General features: G+C 47.9%; 16 protein-coding genes. 7 read left to right on the plus strand and 9 right to left on the minus strand.

Annotated elements, in window-relative coordinates; genetic code table 11:
• Nucleotides 1-71 precede the first annotated feature (71 nt).
• The 4 genes from F3I09_RS05415 to F3I09_RS05430 form a co-directional block, all read right to left on the minus strand.
• Nucleotides 72-374 (minus strand): Dabb family protein, encoded by a 303-nt coding sequence (locus tag F3I09_RS05415; RefSeq protein WP_149694027.1) that lies wholly within the window; start codon nt 372-374, stop codon nt 72-74.
• Between the two features lie 33 nt (nt 375-407).
• Complete coding sequence (locus F3I09_RS05420; RefSeq protein WP_149694028.1) at nt 408-1,607, minus strand: FtsX-like permease family protein; 1,200 nt, start codon at nt 1,605-1,607, stop codon at nt 408-410.
• On the minus strand, nt 1,604-2,254 hold the full coding sequence (locus tag F3I09_RS05425) for an ATP-binding cassette domain-containing protein (RefSeq protein WP_188133698.1): 651 nt from the start codon (nt 2,252-2,254) through the stop codon (nt 1,604-1,606). Before F3I09_RS05425 ends, F3I09_RS05420 begins: the two co-directional genes overlap by 4 nt.
• A 107-nt stretch (nt 2,255-2,361) precedes the next feature.
• A complete protein-coding gene (locus tag F3I09_RS05430; RefSeq protein WP_149694030.1) occupies nt 2,362-4,140 on the minus strand; it encodes a DUF4836 family protein in 1,779 nt (592 codons plus the stop codon).
• A 261-nt stretch (nt 4,141-4,401) separates the two neighbouring features.
• On the opposite strand from F3I09_RS05430, the gene F3I09_RS05435 reads away from it, so the two are divergent.
• Nucleotides 4,402-4,689 carry a YciI family protein gene (locus F3I09_RS05435; protein ID WP_149694031.1) on the plus strand — a complete coding sequence of 96 codons (288 nt, stop codon included), beginning with the start codon at nt 4,402-4,404 and terminating at the stop codon, nt 4,687-4,689.
• A gap of 66 nt (nt 4,690-4,755) precedes the next feature.
• On the opposite strand, the gene msrB is transcribed toward F3I09_RS05435, so the two are convergent.
• Entirely contained in the window at nt 4,756-5,223 is a 468-nt protein-coding gene (msrB, locus tag F3I09_RS05440; protein ID WP_149694032.1) for a peptide-methionine (R)-S-oxide reductase MsrB, read from the minus strand.
• A 346-nt stretch (nt 5,224-5,569) separates the two neighbouring features.
• On the opposite strand from msrB, the gene mutL reads away from it, so the two are divergent.
• A complete protein-coding gene (mutL, locus tag F3I09_RS05445; protein ID WP_149694033.1) occupies nt 5,570-7,459 on the plus strand; it encodes a DNA mismatch repair endonuclease MutL in 1,890 nt (629 codons plus the stop codon).
• On the opposite strand, the gene F3I09_RS05450 is transcribed toward mutL, so the two are convergent.
• On the minus strand, nt 7,425-8,921 hold the full coding sequence (locus tag F3I09_RS05450; RefSeq protein ID WP_149694034.1) for a gluconokinase: 1,497 nt from the start codon (nt 8,919-8,921) through the stop codon (nt 7,425-7,427). The two genes, mutL and F3I09_RS05450, sit on opposite strands and share 35 nt — an antisense overlap.
• Nucleotides 8,922-9,024: 103 nt before the next feature.
• Here F3I09_RS05450 and F3I09_RS05455 point away from each other — a divergent pair, with 103 nt between their 5' ends.
• The 5 genes from F3I09_RS05455 (at nt 9,025) to F3I09_RS05475 (ending at nt 15,257) form a co-directional block, all read left to right on the plus strand.
• Nucleotides 9,025-10,764 carry a GMC family oxidoreductase gene (locus F3I09_RS05455; RefSeq protein WP_149694035.1) on the plus strand — a complete coding sequence of 580 codons (1,740 nt, stop codon included), beginning with the start codon at nt 9,025-9,027 and terminating at the stop codon, nt 10,762-10,764.
• Nucleotides 10,765-10,786: 22 nt separating this feature from the next.
• Complete coding sequence (locus F3I09_RS05460) at nt 10,787-11,473, plus strand: gluconate 2-dehydrogenase subunit 3 family protein (RefSeq protein ID WP_149694036.1); 687 nt, start codon at nt 10,787-10,789, stop codon at nt 11,471-11,473.
• Nucleotides 11,474-11,555: 82 nt separating this feature from the next.
• On the plus strand, nt 11,556-13,004 hold the full coding sequence (locus tag F3I09_RS05465) for a Gfo/Idh/MocA family protein (RefSeq protein WP_149694037.1): 1,449 nt from the start codon (nt 11,556-11,558) through the stop codon (nt 13,002-13,004).
• Between the two features lie 14 nt (nt 13,005-13,018).
• Nucleotides 13,019-14,497: a carboxypeptidase-like regulatory domain-containing protein gene (locus F3I09_RS05470; RefSeq protein ID WP_149694038.1), complete on the plus strand. Its 1,479-nt coding sequence runs from the start codon at nt 13,019-13,021 to the stop codon at nt 14,495-14,497.
• Nucleotides 14,498-14,612: 115 nt separating this feature from the next.
• On the plus strand, nt 14,613-15,257 hold the full coding sequence (locus tag F3I09_RS05475) for a hypothetical protein (protein ID WP_149694039.1): 645 nt from the start codon (nt 14,613-14,615) through the stop codon (nt 15,255-15,257).
• Here the strand turns inward: F3I09_RS05475 and F3I09_RS05480 are convergent.
• From F3I09_RS05480 to F3I09_RS05490, 3 genes are all read right to left on the minus strand, one after another.
• Entirely contained in the window at nt 15,254-16,576 is a 1,323-nt protein-coding gene (locus F3I09_RS05480) for a D-alanyl-D-alanine carboxypeptidase/D-alanyl-D-alanine-endopeptidase (RefSeq protein ID WP_188133700.1), read from the minus strand. The genes F3I09_RS05475 and F3I09_RS05480 overlap by 4 nt on opposite strands.
• Before the next feature lie 67 nt (nt 16,577-16,643).
• Nucleotides 16,644-17,981, minus strand: coding sequence for a Gfo/Idh/MocA family protein (locus F3I09_RS05485; RefSeq protein ID WP_149694041.1), 1,338 nt, complete (start codon nt 17,979-17,981; stop codon nt 16,644-16,646).
• Between the two features lie 67 nt (nt 17,982-18,048).
• Nucleotides 18,049-19,020 carry an SUMF1/EgtB/PvdO family nonheme iron enzyme gene (locus F3I09_RS05490; protein ID WP_149694042.1) on the minus strand — a complete coding sequence of 324 codons (972 nt, stop codon included), beginning with the start codon at nt 19,018-19,020 and terminating at the stop codon, nt 18,049-18,051.
• Between the last annotated feature and the right edge of the window lie 174 nt (nt 19,021-19,194).

The raw sequence follows: 19,194 nt of genomic DNA on the forward strand, positions 1-19,194 counted from the left end.
ATCAGGCATATAACACGGAGGTCAATCACCGTATTCAATTCCTGATCACTGGTCCTGCACTAATTAATTTCTTAGATCGTTTCTGAATCGTAGATCAGCACTTTCTCCCACAGGTGCTTGCAGTTTTCCACAAAGGCCAGGTGTATAGGGTGCTGCTGGTATACATCGTGTCCTGCTTCATCATTGAATACAGTCAGCTCACAATAGCTATAACTTCTGTCTATTACAGGACGGTCAGTAGCTGCAGGCTTACCTACATTGAACATTACCAGTGATTCGATCGCTTTCAGCGATTGTACTCCTTCTTCAAACTTTTTAATATCAGCTTCTGAAAGACCTGGCTTCAGCCAGAAATTTACGACGTGTACAAACATCTCAATATGATTTAAGTGTATAAAACAATGTTATCAGCTGATAGCGTTGATGTACTTCCTGACATTGACCCTGTTGACAATGTACACCAGCACCAGTACCAGCAGGGCGGCACAACCTGTACCTACAGCAAGCCATTGTGAAATGAACATATCGTGTGCAGCCAGTTTTGCAGCAGCCCACCATTGCAGTGCAGCTACCAGCAATAGGGCCGCTATTCCGATTGTAATATACAACGGAACAAACTGACGCATCAGGTAGCGTTGTAACTGACGGGGTGCTGTACCCAGCGTTACCAGCAGCTGTATCTCTTTTTTACAGCTGGCGATCACCAGCTGGATGAACATACTGAATACCAGCAGCGCAAACACCAGCAGGATGAGTCCAAAGAAACCTATCACAGATACAATGGTCTGCACAATCAGTTTTGTCCTGCTGTATTTGATCTTATCCTGGTTGGTGCTATAGCCTTTATCTTCCAGGTATTTTGACAGTACAGGATTGGAAGGGTCTTTTGTCTTGATGATCACGCGGGATGGAGATGGCGTCTGTCCGCTACCGAACTTACCGTTGGCCCAGTCCATAAAACTAACAGGCACCAGGAAGGAGGAGATGCGGTCTGAAAAACCCACAATACGTCCTGTGAATTCCTGTGTCATCATTCCCTGGGAGATGGTGATCTTCATCGGCAATGCTTTCACTGTTTCCTGCGAGATCTGCGGCAGGTCCTGGCTCAACGCAAACCCGAAGTTATAGAGGTTCAGGAAGTCGTTGGGAAGGATGATCGGGATGGTATTATCCGAAGGCGTCCATTTCCACTCGTCATTCTTCACGTCAATGAATGAATCGGGTACGGATTCAAAGAACATGTCTGTGTAGAAATGCAGGTCTCCGGGCGCTGCGGCGGTCACTTTATATTGATTGGAAGTAATAAAACCGAAAGCTTCTGTGAATGGTTGTTTCTGCAGATCTGCTATTTCCGCAGGGGAAAATTCACTTCTGGCATTCTGTCCCATCATGGCATTCGTGATCTTCTTATTGATGATCAGGAAGTCTGCACTTTCATTGGCGTTCCGCTGGTTGTTCAGCAGCTGGTCGAAGTCAGTATGTGCCTGGATAGCGATGAGCAGGAGTATCATGGCGATACCCAGCCCTCCGGCGGCCATGATTAGTCGGGACTTGCCGATGCCGGTCTGTATGATCTTTTTGAGTAAGTGGTAGAAAGATGGCATCATAAGTTATAGTGTGTGTCATATGCAAACCTGGTATCGTGGTCCAGGTCTGTTAAAATGAACCCGGCCTTGCGGGCTTTACATTCTTCTGCGATCAGCTGGGCGGCACGATTCGCGTTGTCTTCATCAAGGTGGCTGAAGGGCTCATCCATGATCAGCCACTGGAATGGCTGTACCAGTGCGCGGATAATAGCGATACGCTGACGTTCGCCATAGGAAAGTGTTCTCCCGCTCTGGTTCAGTACGTGGGTAACATTCAGCCGGGCTGCCATTTCTTTCACCTTCTCTGCGGTGCAGTAAGCCTGAGCATTCATCACTCTTTTCAGCTCAATATTTTCCAGGGCGGTCAGCTGTTCAAAGATGCGCAGGTCCTGAAATATTACGCTGACCTGTTCCTGCCGCATACCGGCAATAGCGCCTTTTGAATAGGACGCCCAGGGTTGGCCGTTCACCAGCACCTGCCCGGTATAGTCTGTTCTGATGTGGTACAGGTAGTGGACAAGGGTTGTCTTGCCGGTGCCGGAAGGGGCTTTTATTTTAGTAAAACTACCGGGAGTAAATGCGACGGGCCTGTTCCATATATCTGAGGACCGCTGCACGATCTTATCGCGCAAGGGAACAGGCACCAGGTTGTCTAACTGTATCTGCATGTAACTGGTGTTCTTAATGATGCCCCAATATAGAGCTTTTTCCAAATGAAAAATGTCCATGGCAGTTGCAACCACCACGGACATTCTCCTTCAATATGTTATTACCTTTAGTGTTTTTCTTTTTCTGCAGGAGCTTCTTCTACCATGGCAGCAGCAGAATCAGCAGCAACCGCAGCAGACGCTTTAGCAGCATCTGCCTTTTTCTTTTCCTCCAGGTATTTTGCGGCCTCTGTACCGAGGTTCACCAGCTGCACCAGGCTGTTCTCTGTTTCGTTTTTGAAGTTCAGCACGATCTCAGAATGCTGGGTTTTACCATCGAAAGACTTACTTACTGCAGTCATATCTTTCAGCAGGTTCTTAAACTTACCAGCCAGTGGCTTACCCCCTTCAGGGATCTCTTCGTCAGGAATGTTGTTCACGATCTTTTCGAAGTTCACATAAGCGCCCATTGGGTTGCCCTTGATCTTGCTTACGAAATCGTTGTCCAGACCACCTGCTTTACCTTTACCGGCCAGGTATTCCTGGAGCAATGCTGAGTCAGATGCACTTGTTACCAGTTTGTCGGTAATAGAAATAGCCGGCATACCAGGCATGTTCTGTGTCAGTACATAAGTATCTCCCTGTTTGGTGAAGAAACCTTTCAGCATTGGAGAAGACATTACTTTATCAAAAGCGGCCTTATCCCCTACTTTCATAGCAAACACCCATTTAGATTCAGGTGTGGTGGTAGAATCGCCCTCGATGTACAGGCTTGGCTTTTTCTTCACCTGGAAGTCAGAAGCAACGAATACCAGCTGTCCTTTAAAGGCGTTCAGGATATCGTCCAGGGTCAGGCCGGAGCTCTGCAGGCCCATGTTAGCGATACCATCCAGACCGGTGCTTTTCACGATATCACCGATCATGCGGAAGTCAAAACCGTATACAAGAAAACCGGTGATATTCTGTGAAGGGTATTTCTCCAGCATATCCAGATCGGCTTCCATGTTACCGTATTTCTTGTAGATACCAGCGAGGTCTTTACCTACGTAGGAAGTACCATCTACCAGGATCTTGCCTTTTTCAAAGTTAACAGCGCCGGTATAGTAGCAGCCGGCCAGTAAGGTCTTGAGGTTAGCTGGCATCATAGCTGCCTGTGCGTTATAGATCGGCTCCGGATTGATGTATACGCTCAGATCGGCATTATCTTTCAGCAGATCATTGAACGCTTCGATAGAACCGGCTGTTTCATCCTTTTTCAGGTGGAACAGGTGATCTACTTCAGTTACCCAGGTCTGCATATCGTCAGCAGCTGTTACCAGGCTTGCCGGCTGGGCGTTGTTGGTATCTGAAGATTCCTCTTCGGAATTGGTATCAGGCACCGGAAGGCCTGTTGGAGGCAATGCTTTCTGCATAGCATCTCCCTCAATACCTTTCAGATAGATCACAGTACCCTTGTTCCAGGCTATTACCGCTTCCTGTTTGTCTTCCAGGATGTACTTGAAGTCAGACTTCGTTTGCAGGGAGAAGTTGCTGACATTCTTTTTCAGGTACTCCTCAAACTTAGTCGCATCTTTCAGGCCACCAGTCAGGGTGATATAGGACTGATTCTTGCTGTACACTACAGACACAAAGGAGTTGGCCTGCAGGTCCAGTCCGGAGTTTTCTATATCTTTCCAGAACTTCTGTGCTTCGCTGGCGCTATCTTTTTCCTGTACTGCAGCAAAGAGCTTGTCCATTGTAATACCATTGGTAATCAATTTCTTGCTGATCTGTTTACTATTTACGCTGAATACGAGGCTGGCTGTTTTGGGAATATATTTGCTTTGCTCCGGCAACTTGGAACAGGAGGTAAGCAGGATAGCTATAGCCGAGATAGCTAACAATACCTTTGAAAACATTTTTCTCATAATAAGGGGATCAAAATTAATAATGAGTGAATAGGACGCTAAAATACTCTCTTTTTCGTTTACTACCTTATAGAGTCCTATTATAAATTACTGATTTTATTTATATATTAGCGTTTGGGACGTTCTCGCCGGGCATATACGAGATAAAGGCGATAAAACATTCATTTCTACGTTATTATTATAAAAATAAAAGCTGCAATAGTTTTATACCTTTGTGCAAAGAGGTCAACTGATTATAAATCCTATTATTGAAACGCTGTTATGTACTTAATCCTGTTACAATACATCCGTCCGGTAGCTGCCGTAGAGCATTATATGGACCAGCATAGAGCATTTCTGGAGAAGTTCTATAAAAGCGGTCAATTTATTCTGGCTGGGCGCCGCAAGCCGAAATCCGGAGGGCTGATCATTTGCAAAGCTTCAAGCCGCAAAGAAGTGGAAGCGATCATCAGCGAAGATCCGCTGGACAAGCATCAGCTGGCGCTTTATGAGATTATCGAATTTGAGCCAACATCTTACGTCAACGAGTTACAGTCTTATCTTTCCTAGTCGGGATGCCTGATTACGTTATACTGCTTTTTACAGGCATATCCGCAATCAGGCATTTACTGCTCACTAATGTTTTCCCTTAAAATTTTTATCGGCTTCTTTGGCCTTGTCGAAGTCGAGTATCACAGAGTTGATACAATATCGTAAACCTGTAGGCGGAGGCCCATCATCGAATACATGTCCGAGGTGTGCCTTACAGCGGCCGCACATTACTTCGGTACGGTGCATGCCATGTGCATTGTCGGGCGCATAGATCACGCTTCCTTTAGTAATAGGCTCAAAGAAACTGGGCCATCCGCAGCTGCTTTCAAACTTGGCGTCTGACACAAACAGCGGGTTACCGCAGGCGGCGCAATAATAAGTACCAGCATCCTTACTGTTCCAGTATTTACCCGTAAATGCCCATTCGGTACCTTTTTCACGTGCTATGTTGTATACTTCCGGCGATAAGCGCTCTTTCCATTCGTCGTTGGTGAGACTCACTTTGCTGGTATCCGTTCTTGAGTATACATCACTCTTTTTCTGGTCGTCCATATGCTTATTTTTTGGCTCCTGTTGAGAGTAGGTGCAGTTGCTAACTAAGATGGAAAGGCTCAAAATTATCAGATTCCTCCACTTCATAACTGAAATATTTTATGATTAACGTCTTATTAACAAGACTATCGTGTGAATAAGTTATATTTCTACGCTATATCTAAAGGTACGAATTGCGGGCTGCTCCGGTTCAGATGCAGGCGGGTACAAACATTCATTTAACAATTCTATAGCAACTGTTGCTTATATTCGCTTTGTCTTCTATACTTCTTTACCCCCACTTTACCCCCATCGTCCGTATCAAACATTAAACTTTCCTAACTTTACAGCAAAAGGCACATAATAAGTGGCGGATATCATCAATCTATTACCAGACAACATAGCCAATCAGATAGCGGCAGGAGAAGTGATCCAAAGGCCTGCTTCAGCAGTAAAAGAGCTGTTGGAAAATGCCGTGGACGCAGGTGCTTCGGAAATACAGCTCATTATCCGGGATGCCGGTAAAGAACTGGTACAGGTGATCGATAACGGCAAAGGGATGAGTGAGACGGATGCGCGCATGTGCTTTGAAAGACATGCCACCTCCAAAATACAAACCATAGACGACCTTTTCTCCATCCGTACTATGGGCTTCCGGGGTGAAGCACTGGCATCTATTGCTGCCGTTTCACAGGTCGAACTGAAAACACGTCTGCGTGGTGCTGACATTGGCACCTATTTAGAAATTGACAACAGTGCGGTAAAAAAACAGGAGATCTGCCAAACGGCGGAAGGCACCAGTATTGCCATGAAGAACCTGTTCTTCAACGTACCGGCACGCCGCAACTTCCTGAAAAGCAATGCAGCTGAAATGAGGCATATCGTGGATGAATTCATCCGTGTGGCCATGGCTTTTCCACAGATCCAGTTCACCCTCACCAGCAATACCCAGCAGCTGTTCTACCTGGAAAAAGGCTCACTGAAACAGCGCATTATCGCTATTCTCGGTCAGCATTATAATGCCCGGCTGGTATCCGTAAAGGAAACCACAGACTATATGGACGTATATGGGTTTGTGGGCAAACCTGAAACAGCCAAAAAAACAAGGGGAGATCAGTTCTTCTTTGTGAATAACCGCTTTATCAAGAGCCCGTACCTGCACCATGCCATCATGAATGCTTTTGCGGAAATGATACCGGCAGACAGTTACCCCTTGTACGTGTTGTTCATTGACCTGGATCCGGGCCATGTGGATATCAACGTACATCCTACCAAACAGGAGATCAAGTTTGACGATGAGAAGGTGATGTACGCGTTCGTACAATCGGTGGTGAAACATGCACTGGCACAGTTCAACATTACGCCTACGCTGGACTTTGAACTGGATCCCGGCATTCAACAGCTGGATGCAGTGAGCAAACCCTTCACAGAACAGCAGCAGGCCAAGTCAGTCAACACTTCTTTATACAAGAGCTTTACACAGGCTAACCAGGCACATACCATCGATACTACCGGCAGTAGTAACCTGAAGCACTGGAAAGACCTGTACGATATTGGTAAACCGGTAGCTGCCCCTGCAAACGATACGATAGGCAGAATACAGGAGGAAGCACGCTTTACCACTTCCTCTCCTGTGGAGAACCGCCCATCCGCAGCCTCTATGATAGATGAGCGCTGGCAGGATACCACCATTGATCAGAAAGTACCGGTACAGGTACACCAGCAATATATCCTCTCACAGATCAAGTCAGGTTTTATCCTGATAGATCAGCAGGCGGCTCACGAACGTATTCTGTATGAACGTTATCAACGCGCCGTACAGGAAAGCCCCGTGGCCACACAGCAAAGCCTGTTCCCGCAAACATTGCCATTACCACCCGCAGATGCAGCCCTCCTCTCGGAAATGCTTCCTGACCTGCAGGTGCTGGGATATGACCTGGAACCTTTCGGTAACAATACATTTGTGGTAAGAGGTACGCCGGCAGATATTCAGAGCGGTAATGAGCAGGCCAGTATAGAAGGATTGCTGGAGCAGTTCAAGAACTTCAGCCATGAACTCAAAGTTCCCCGCCGGGAACAGCTGATACGTTCCATGGCCCGCAATAATTCCATTCCGGCCGGTAAGTCATTGTCTACCCGCGAAATGCAGAATATCATTGACGAACTGTTTGCCTGTTCTATGCCGAATGCGGCGCCAGGCGGCAAGTACACCTATATTTCGTTTAAGCTGGCCGACCTGGCGAAGATGTTTGGATAACCGGGAATATATCCTTCAGTGCTGCATATAGCTTTCCATGTACAGCATAAGCGTTTTTATAAACTTCCGCATGTTCCACTGCCGGAGAAAACACTTTTTCTTCCACGGCAGTGAAACTGGTGGAGAGCTTTAATGCCTGGAATCCCAGTAGTACGGCGCCCATAGCAGAAGCATCACTCTCCTGACGCAGGTACATCGGGCGCTGAAACACATCCGCCATGAGCTGCACCCATTCAGGCGAGTGTGTAAATCCCCCGCTAACGGAGATCTTCTCTACTTTTCCTGCCGTTTCCTCCAGTGCGTCAGTAATGCTCAGCAGTCCGAACGCCATTCCCTCCAGTAAGGCGCGCAGGAAATGCCAGGTAGTATGCTGTGGCTGTACGCCGATAAAAGCCCCCTTGGCATGCCCATCCCATACGGGGGCACGTTCTCCATGCAGATAGGGCAGACATAACAGGCCTTCTGCTCCGGCAGGCGTACTTAAAGCCTGTTGTATACTGGCGTCGACCTGTAATGGCTTGTCGGACACTGTTTTCAGGAAAGCGTCCAGGTACCATTGCAATACCACTCCCCCGTTATTGATCGCGCCACCGGTTACAAAATGCCCCGGCGTGAGTACATAAGTGAATAGCCTTCCCTGAGCGTCCGTAACCGGCTGATCAATGGCCATCCGCACAGCCCCGCTGGTGCCAATGGTTAGGGTAGCATGTCCTTTATCCAGCGCATTACTACCCAGCTGCGCCAGGCAGCCATCACTGGCGCCGGCTACGAAACGTGTGTCCGGCGGTAGTCCCAGGTCACCCGCTACATTTTCCAGTAATCCTTCAATAATACTATCACTGCTCACCGCTTCCGGTAGCTGCGCGGTCGTAATACCTGCTGTTTCCAGAGATAACTTGTTCCATGTCAGATCATGGATATTAAACAAACCGGTTGCAGACGCAGTAGAATGGTCTGTAATGTACCGGCCAAAGAAGTGATAGAAGATATACTCTTTGATTCCGATGAAACGGGCAGCCGACCGAAAAATATCAGGCGCCTGTTCTTTCCACCAGATGATCTTGCACAAGGGAGACATTGCATGTACGGGAGTCCCAGTCTGCCTGTGTAAAGTGGCCGATAAAGGCGTTTTACGTAAGCGGTCGGCCACTGGCTGACTACGGTTATCCGCCCATATGATCAAGGGTGTCAGGGCTTTACCGTCTTTGTCCATCGCCATCACACTATGCATGGCTGTGCTGAATGACACGGCCGCGGGTGGCGTTTTCATAATGGTAGCCACACTTCTTATTCCATTCTTTACTGCTTCCAGTATCACATCCGGCTCCTGTTCGCTATGGCCAGGTTCGGGTTGGTGAATGGGGTATTCCTGCTGCGACTGGGCCATCACTTTCCCATCCTGCCTCACTGCGATCACTTTAGCGCTGCTTGTTCCAAGATCCACTCCTATTATATATTCCATTACTATGTTTTTATAAATTTCCTTTTATACTTTTTTGCTATTAACCTTTGAAAATAATTTATAGATTTAAAACCACTTTAGCTCAATTAAATTATCCACGATTATGGCTTTTCAGATCAAACAGAAAGGACCTGTTTATGACATTTGCATTGTTGGCTCAGGTGCAGGTGGCGGTATGGCTGCTAAAATACTATCTGCGGCCGGACTTAAAATAGCCCTTTTGGAAGCAGGGCCAAAATATGATCCGGCAGATCCACAACAGATCACACAATTAAAATGGCCCGACGCTTCACCACGCCGAGGCGCCTCTACTACCCGGCCCTTTGGTGATTTCGACGCAGCCTATGGCGGCTGGGAAATAGAAGGGGAACCTTACACAGCGAATGCAGGCACCAAATTCGACTGGTTCCGTTCCCGTATGGTGGGCGGACGTACCAATCACTGGGGACGTATTTCCCTGCGTTTTGGTCCGCGGGACTTCAAGCATAAAAGCTATGACGGTCATGGAGATGACTGGCCACTCAGCTATGAAGATGTGGCGCCTTATTACGACCGTGTCGATAAAATGATCGGCGTATTTGGCACCAAAGAAGGCATCACCAATGAACCGGACGGCTATTTTCTGCCGCCTCCCAAACCAAGGCTGCATGAACTGATGCTGCAAAAGGCAGGAGCAAAACTGAACATACCGGTTATCACTGCCCGTATGTCCATGCTGACTCGCCCGGTGAATAAAGATCGTGGCGCCTGTTTCTTCTGCGGACAGTGTAACCGCGGCTGCCAGGTATATGCCGACTTCTCCTCTTCTTCCGTACTGGTAAAACCTGCCATGAAAAGCGGACATGTAGACCTCTACGATAATGCCATGGCCCGCGAGGTGCTCACCGATAAAGAAGGTAAGGCCACCGGTATTTCTTTTGTGGATAAAACTGATCTGCAGGAATATACGGTGCGCGCAAAAGTGGTGATACTGGCGGCCAGCGCCTGTGAATCGGCCCGCCTGCTGTTGAACTCAAAATCTGCACAGCATCCTAACGGACTGGCAAATTCAAGTGGTGTAGTTGGTAAGTACCTCCATGATTCTACTGGTTCCTCCCGTGCGGCATTTATGCCAAAACTGATGGACCATAAGCGATATAATGAAGATGGCGTGGGTGGTATGCACGTGTACATTCCATGGTGGGAGGATAATAAGAAACTGGACTTCGCCCGTGGCTATCATATAGAATTTGGTGGTGGCATGCGCATGCCTTCTTATGGCGGCTTCTCTGGTGTTGAACGCTTCAATGGCAAATACCCCGGCAGTGACGGTAAACCCAAACCTGCCGGCGGCTACGGCGCCTCCCTGAAAGAGGATTACCGCCGTTTCTATGGCGCTACTATTGGATTTGCGGGCAGAGGAGAATGTATAGCACGCGAAGACAATTACTGCGAAATAGATCCGAAAGTAGTTGATAAATGGGGTATCCCTGTGCTGCGCTTCAACTACACCTGGAGTGAGCATGAGATCAAACAGGCCAAACATATGCAGGATACTTTCGAACAGATCATCCATGAAATGGGCGGCGTTCCGCTCGGTACTAAACCCGGCGCTGAAACAATGTACGGACTGGAAACACCGGGCAGGATCATCCACGAAGTGGGTACCACCCGCATGGGTGACGATCCTAAACGTTCTGTACTCAATAAATACAATCAGGCACATGATGTGAAGAACCTGTTCATTGTAGATGGCGGTCCGTTTGTGTCGCAGGCAGACAAAAATCCTACCTGGACTATCCTGGCTTTATCCATGCGCGCATCAGAATACATCATGGGCGAACTGAAGAAACAAAACATTTAACACGACTCAACTCACTTGAAATATGGACAGAAGGGAATCACTCAAAGCGCTGACCATCGGCTCCCTCTCGGTAGGCGCTATTCTTACGGGCTGTGACGATAAAAAGACAACAGCAAAAGAAAAAGATGGAGCAGGAAAACTGCCCTCTTATGGCCGTACCGAACCGGAAGCAGCAAGAGACGCGGCCCTGATGGCGGAAACGTTCTTTACTGCCGCAGAAATGAAAACGATCACCGTACTGGTAGATATCATCATTCCGGCAGATGAACACTCTGGCAGCGCCTCCGAGGCCAAGGTACCGGAGTTCATCGAGTTTATGGCAAAAGACCAGCCGCAGTTCAAATTGCCGCTGCGCGGAGGTCTGCGCTGGCTCGATGTACAATGCGCGAAACATTACAATAATGCCTTTACTGATTGCACACCACAGCAACAGCTGGAAGTGATAGACCAGATCGCCTATCCTGAACTGGCAAAACCAGACATGGTACAGGGAGCCGCTTTCTTCAGCCTGATGAGGGACCTGACAGCGAATGGTTTCTTCACCACCCAGATGGGCATCAAAGATATTGGTTACAAAGGCAATACACCGAATGAGTGGGATGGTGTTCCGGCAGATGTATTGCAGCATTACGGACTGTCATACGATGAAAAGCTGCTGCCACTCTATGTGAAGATGGAGGACAGGAGCAAGATCATGACATGGGATTAAGCTGTCCAGTCGCCCCGTACATCATTATTTAACAGGCATTTTCTCTCATTTCTATTATATTGATCGGTAAATTTTGTTACATATGGTCCAGGAAAAAAACAATCAGGGAAGTCATGAATCCCGCAGATCATTCTTAAAGAACGGTGCTCTGGCGGCGGCCGGCTTTATGATCGTTCCACGTCACGTATTAGGAGGTAAAGGTTTTATTGCACCCAGTGATCGTTTGCGCGTAGCCGGTATAGGTGTGGGTGGTAAAGGTGAAAGCGATCTGTCTGAGATCGCGAAAGGCCCGGCAGACATTACATACCTCTGCGATGTTGATACGCGCAGGGCTGCCAACTCCGTTGCCCGTTTTCCCAAAGCGAAATTCTACAAGGACTTCCGGGAAATGCTGGATAAAGAGCATAAAAATATAGATGCCGTTACTGTGTCCACTCCAGACCATCAACATGCTGTAGCTGCTATGGCAGCCATGCAACTGGGTAAACACGTATACGTTCAGAAACCGCTCACCCACGATATCTTCGAAGCGCGTGCATTGACTTCTGCCGCTAAGAAACATAAAGTGGTGACCCAGATGGGTAACCAGGGCGCTTCCGGCGATGGTGTACGCCAGATGATGGAATGGTACAATGCAGGCCTTATCGGCGATGTGCATACCGTATATTGCTGGACAGACCGTCCGGTATGGCCACAAGGTATTCCATGGTCCAGCCTGAAGGCAGAAGTGCCGAAGGAACTGGATTGGGACCTCTGGCTGGGTACTGCTCCTTACAAAGATTATATCGATAAACTGGTGCCTTTCAACTGGCGTGGCTGGTGGGATTATGGTACCGGCGCACTGGGCGATATGGGATGCCATATCATAGAACCTCCTTTCCGTATACTGGGCCTGGGCTATCCTAAATCAGTAGAGTGCAGCGTAGGAAGTGTTTATGTGGATGAGTTCAAACGCGGTTATTTCCCTGAAAGCTGCCCTCCGTCCTCTCACGTGATCCTGAAATTTGACGGTAAGAACGGTAAAGAGATCACCCTCCACTGGATGGACGGTGGTATCCAACCGGAACGTCCGGAAGAACTGGGCCCTAACGAAGTAATGGGCGACGGTGGTAACGGCGCTATCCTGATCGGCGATAAAGGCAAGATGATGTGCGGCACCTACGGCAGGGATCCTCAGTTGCTACCCACCAGCAAGACCAAACAGACCAGCCTTGCGCAAACTATTGCCCGTGTGCCGGAAGGGCACTATGTGCAGTGGGTAAATGCAGCTATTGCCGGTTTTAATAGCGATAAGAATAAAGCGATCAGCTCTCCGTTCTCTATTGCCGGCCCGCTTACAGAAACCCTGTTAATGGCAAACCTCGCCATCAGAAGCTTCGACATCAAGAAAGAAAAAGATGGAAAAACATCATTCCCGGGCCGTTATATCAAACTGCTGTGGGATAGTAAAGAGATGAAGATCACCAACTTTGATGATGCCAACCAGTTTGTAAAAAGAACATACCGTCAGGGCTGGAGCCTCGGCGTATAACCTTATGCAACTACATGATAATCAAAGGGGAAGGCTGGATGGCCTTCCCCTTTTTCTTTGGAAATCAGCGGTTTAAGTGCTATATTTACTATAACGATCATAATCCCAATCCCCAGATAGATATGCACTTGCGAAGATTGTCCCCGATACTGCCAACATTATTGTTCTTACTAATGGTAAGCGCATGTAAAAAAATGCTTTCTGAGGAAGGTACCCCACCTGATTATACACCTCCTGCTCAAATAGTGCAGACCAGCATAGAGGGCCGCGTGTTGAACGAACAGTCACAGCCTGTACAAAATGCAATTGTATCCGCCGGAGGCGAAAACGCTGTGACAAACGAAGACGGACATTTCCTGCTGGAAAATATTAAGGTACCTGACGACGCTGCGGTGGTAACTGTGGACAAGTTCGGCTACTTTAAAGGTTACCGGACGCTCATGGTACGCAAAGATCAGTCGCAATATGTTCAGTTGGAATTATTACTTAAGAACGAGAATAAGATCAGCGCCGCTACGGGCGACCTGATCCCCTTCCCGGAAGGCACCCTTACGTTTCCTGCTAATGCCGTTCTAACAGCGAATAACGAGGCTTACAACGGAACTATGACGGTCCGTTCCTTTTATTTAAACCCCGAAGGAAGTACAGTGGCAGACCAGATGCCGGGAGACTTGCGTGGTATCGATAAGAATAACAAACAGACAGGCCTGCGGGCATTCAGCATGATCATTTTCACGATGGAAGATGCCGCCGGCACAGCCCTCCAACCAGATCCGGCGAAGCCTGTCAGCTTCAGGATCATGATACCCAATGAACTGACTTCCGACGCTCCGCAACAGATCCCGTTATGGCATTTCGACGAAGCTACCGGTTTCTGGACGGAAGAAGGCGTGGCTACCCGCGAGGGAAATGATTATACAGGTACTGCTGGAAAAGCAGGTTTCTGGATGTGCGCGACTACCTTCCCACAGATCACCCTCACGGCACATGTGCAGGATCAGCAGGCAATTCCCCTGCCCGATACCCGCGTTACCGTGCTCACGAAAACAGACTTTATTCCCACATACGGATTCACTAATGTAGATGGTATATACTATGGTAAAGCTGCTGCCAAGGTTCCGCTGATCATGACCCTGACAGACAATTGCTCCAACGTGCTCCGTCAGCAGGAAATCGGCCCCTTTAATGCAGCGACCGAAATCAACAATGTAAGCGTCACCCTTTCTGAAAGTCAGACACTTGTGATCAACGGAACGGCGAAAGACTGTGACCGTTTCAACGTGGTAGATGGTAAAGTGATCGTCAATCTGGATTACCGGAACTACGCTGTTAATATCACCAATGGCAAATTCAATGTTACCATTGTCAGGTGTACCAGTCAGCCGGCCAGCATTACTCTTACCGCTACAGACAACCGCACCAGCCAGACAACCATCACCACCGTACGTGCAAACGGCGGAACGATCACTCCAAGGCTGGTAGTATGTAACTGATTTTTATTTGATGACACACAATAATTTATCATTTACGCCGCCATTACTTTTTTACTACATTGCGGCCCTTACGATCCTATCTGCCCTATACATTCTATAACTATTGCGTCCATTTATGATGTATAGGTCTCTGTTTTTTGTCGGAGCATTGTCCATATTCTCTATGTATGCCTGCCGTAAAGAAAAAAGTCTTGAAGGCATCATAACTGATTTTCATTGCGGTTACGCTCCCTACTCTACCGGGTCTTCTTTTACCTATCAGTATACCAACAGCAGCGGAGATACTTCGCAATATAGCCTACTGGTAAGCGGTGATACTACAATCAATGGCTATCGGTATTCCATTCTCAATGATGGCTATTCAGACCAGTTCATTCGTTGTGACAACGGTAGTTATTTCCTGTATGAACAGGCATTGTCCCTCCCGGATTATCAACTGGAGGCTGGCGACAGGTTATTCCTTCATGATAGTTACAGCGAAGGGGCCACCTGGAGTGATACGATAAATGTGACCATTTCCGGTGTAGAACAGACGGGTTTGTTGCAGTATCATATGCTCGCGCAGCAAACAACTCATACCGTATTGGGTAAGGAATATAAAAATGTCATTGTTGTACGGCAGGATGCCGCCGTCCTGGTTGGAGAGACATTGTATCCGGCAGGTACTATTGCGACGTATTATTATGCGCTGGGAATAGGGTACATAGAAACCGTCTCTCCCACGGACACCATCCGCCTGATGAACTATACTATCCGCTAGTATTTTTCCCACACCTGCGTCAGGAAATGTTCTACCGTTCTTCTCACGTTTGTGGCGCTGTTGTTATGGTTATTTACGAGTACGCTAAATACAAGGGTCTTGTTCTTTTTGGTAACAAGGTATCCGCTCAATGCCACACAACCAGATAAGGTGCCGGTTTTGGCGTGAACAAACTGTTGCTTGTAATAGTTCTTCAGCGTGCCTTTACCTCCTGTCGGGAATAAAGCATACAGTCTTTCCGAAGGATAGGTTTTATACATATCCGACAGTACGCTTACGAAATCCCGCGGGGAGAACAGGTTATATCTTGACAGGCCGGAACCATCTACCCATTTAGGCGTATCAGGTAAATTGGCCAGGTAACTCTTTTCCATAAAATTGATGGTACGGGCAGTGCTGATCGTATCCCAGAGACGTGCAGCGCACATCATCAGTGTCTGTTCAGCAAAGAAGTTATCACTTCTGTGCATCATCGGCAGGAACAGGGAATCTGCCGGTATGCCTTTCAGTAATGTAAAAGCAGTTGGCGGTATTACTGTTCCACCGGTCAGCACTGTAACCGGCTTGTGCAATGTATCCTGCAATCTGTAAGCAAGATCACCTGTGGGGCCTGTTATGAAGGGCACCTCTGCTTCCTGTACGCTTTTATCATTTCCGTTGAAAGTCAGAGAAAAGCGGTTACTCCGTTCGTCTCTTTCTCCCAGGAGTTCCTCCAGCGTATCATCCCTACGAAAAGTGAAATGTGCGGTATCGCTGAACATGCGCGGTGAGATCAGTGTCGTATCTCCATGATGGCGGATGCGGGCTACATTGCCGTACATAGGCCATTCATTTAATTCCGGCTGGTAATAATCCTGATAATCGCTCCATGCCCATCCAAAACCGAAACGTTTATTCTCTGATACGGCAGGGACTATCGTGATCCGTTTAGTGGTCTGCTGCAATAACTGCCAGGCAGGCTGCAGGGTATAATCCGGATGCAGGAAGGCAGGATCTGCCATGCCTTTTACATACAGCACGGAATCTGTTTCCAGGTAGCGTAGTGCAGGCAGGGAATCGCCCAGCAGGCGCAGGCCGGTATACAATGTGAATATCTTCGTATTGGATGCTGGTGTGAAATAATGATCGTCCTGGTAGCTGTACCAATATTTCCCGGTGGCCGGTTCATAGATACAAACACCTGTATGTGCCTGTCGTAAGGCTGGGCTGGTCAGTAATTCTTCCTCTGCCCATTTTTTGATCTGGCTATACTGCGCGAAAGCCTTCTGCTGCATCATGAATAGCAGGCAGACAAACAAAACGATCCTAAATAATCTCATAAACATTCTATAAAACGAAGGCCCCTTGCCGGGGCCTTCAATATCCTTTTTATAAATATACTACGCCTTAGCTAAAATATCTAGTGATGCCTGGTTTTGCATAGGCATAGTTACCTGATGCATCCGGCACCACCGGCGGCGCAGCATCAAAGGCATACTTTGCCGGTTGCAGGTTCAGGCCTGAATTAAGCGCCTTGTCAAATGCGATGGTCTGTCCGGAATAAGTGGCCAGCCTTCCGATGATAGCAGTGAGTGTTGTCTTAGCGGCCCTCTCTGCGTCCCAGAACTTGTATTCTCCTTTGGCAATAGCGGCAAACAGCTCATCGTGTTCCGCCTGGTAAGGTTGATTTTCATTTTTCTTATCAAACTGGTACAGCACCTTTCCTTTATGGTCTTTGATCACGGCCTTGTCCATCAGCATACGGCCTTTTATACCCACGATCTCTTCATCCACCCTGCTGTCAGCATCTTTCCAGTGCCGGCACTGACTGTTCATTACTACACCATTGCCATAGCGGTATTCTACAAAGTGGTGGTCATAGATCTCACCGAACTCATTGCCGGTACGTACGGCACGGCCACCCATACCCACTGCTGTTACCGGATAATCGTTCATGAACCAGTTACCCACATCAATATTGTGGATGTGTTGTTCTACGATATGATCCCCGCACAGCCAGTTGAAATAATACCAGTTACGCATCTGGTATTCCATTTCTGTATACTCGGGTTTACGTGGTCTTACCCACAGCGCCCCCTGGTTCCACCAGACCTGCATAGACACTACATCGCCGATAATGCCGTCCTGGAAACGCTTATACATCTCCCGGTAAGATGCCTGATAGCGGCGCTGTAAGCCTACCACGACATTCAGTTTCTTTGATTTTGCCACTTCAGCGGCATCCAGTACTCTTTTGATACCCGCAGGATCGGTAGCTACTGGTTTTTCCATGAAGATGTGTTTCCCCTGTTTAACCGCTTCTTCAAAATGGATAGGGCGGAAACCCGGAGGTGTTGCCAGGATCACGACATCAGCCAACGCAATGGCCTTCTGATAGGCATCGAACCCTACAAATTTGTGTTCTTCCTTTACATTCAGACGTCCTGGCTTATCGCCTACTTCGTCTTTGATACTGTTATAGCTGTTGTTCAATTTGTCGGCAAAAGCATCTGCCATTGCCACCAGCTGTACATTTTCTTTTGTGCTGAGCGCCTGTACAGCAGCACCGGTACCGCGGCCGCCACAGCCGATCAGGGCTATTTTGATAACATTGTCTGCGCCTGAAAAGAAGTTGGCCTGGGACAGCATAGGTGTAGCCAGCAGTCCGCCGGCTAAAAGAGACGATTGTTTCATAAAGTCTCTGCGGGTTTTTCCGTGGAATTGATTTAGTTCTTCCTGTTGCATGATAGAGTTTTTTATGAGTTAATGTGGGGGATATGTACTAAGCTGTAATGCAGCCCCTTACCGGCTGTTATCTGGCTCCTTTATATTGATCTATAACGTCTTCAAAAAACTGTTCGGCCTCTTCTTTGGTTGGCTGTTTAAGCGGGCGGACTACACGGAATCCAACAAAGGGAGCATCGGCGTTCCACCAGTAACTTTTAGGGATCTGCGGGTCCCGGCGGTTCCAGTTCGGATCGGATTTCAGGCGGCTGGCACTGCGCAGCATCGCTGCGTCATCATGATAATTACCTCCTTTAATTGTTCTCGGCGTTTTGGTTGTTGGCTTATTCCAGGGGTCTGTATCCGATACGTGCTGCAGGTATTGCTCATCATACTGATCCAACGTCCATTCAGCTACATTTCCCAGCATATCGTACAGTCCCCAGGCATTGGGTTTCAACTCTCCTACTTTATGATACTTATTATCACTGTTGGCGGCATACCAGGCATAGTTCTTCAGCTGCGAGATATCATTGCCAAAAGGATAGGCCGTAGCAGCTCCTGCACGGCAGGCATATTCCCACTCAGCCTCTGTAGGAAGGCGGTAGAAAACACCGGTTTTCGCATAGAGCCATTTGCAATACATCAGTGCCCCATACTGGCTCATACTATTGGCCGGGTAACCTCCTACTTTTCCCATACCAAGTGTCAGATCTATATAAGGAGGGCTGGGCCTTGTCATTCCATCAGGGATGGGGGTCTTGTCTTTCTCCGGGTCTGAATATACGTCATACTGCTCAAAGGTCACTTCATAAGCGCCCATCCAGAAGGCAGCGATCTTCACTTTTTTCTGAGGGCCTTCATCGGCGCCCCTACCTTTTTCACTATCCGGGCTTCCTATCGTGACCTCCCCTGCCGGGATAGGCACCATTTTAAATGTGAATGTTGTTCCGGGCAACTTCTCTTCATACGCGGTAAACGGCTGGTTGATAGTCTCCTGTGCGATTGCAGTACTGGTCAGCATACTTCCCAGCGATAACGCCAATAGTCTGTTTTTCATAACACTTCTTGAAAGATAAAACCTGTAATGCCTGTGAATTTATTAAATCAAATAATGGAATGCAACGTTTTTCTGCTGAAGATGCGTCAATTCTACACTTTTCCTCTTTCCCCCTTGCAACAGAATCAAAAAGCGATTACATTTAGTATTCATGCAATCAACCCTTAGAACGTT

The sequence above is a fragment of the Chitinophaga sp. CF418 genome (genome assembly GCF_900142925.1).
Taxonomy (GTDB): Bacteria; Bacteroidota; Bacteroidia; order Chitinophagales; family Chitinophagaceae; genus Chitinophaga.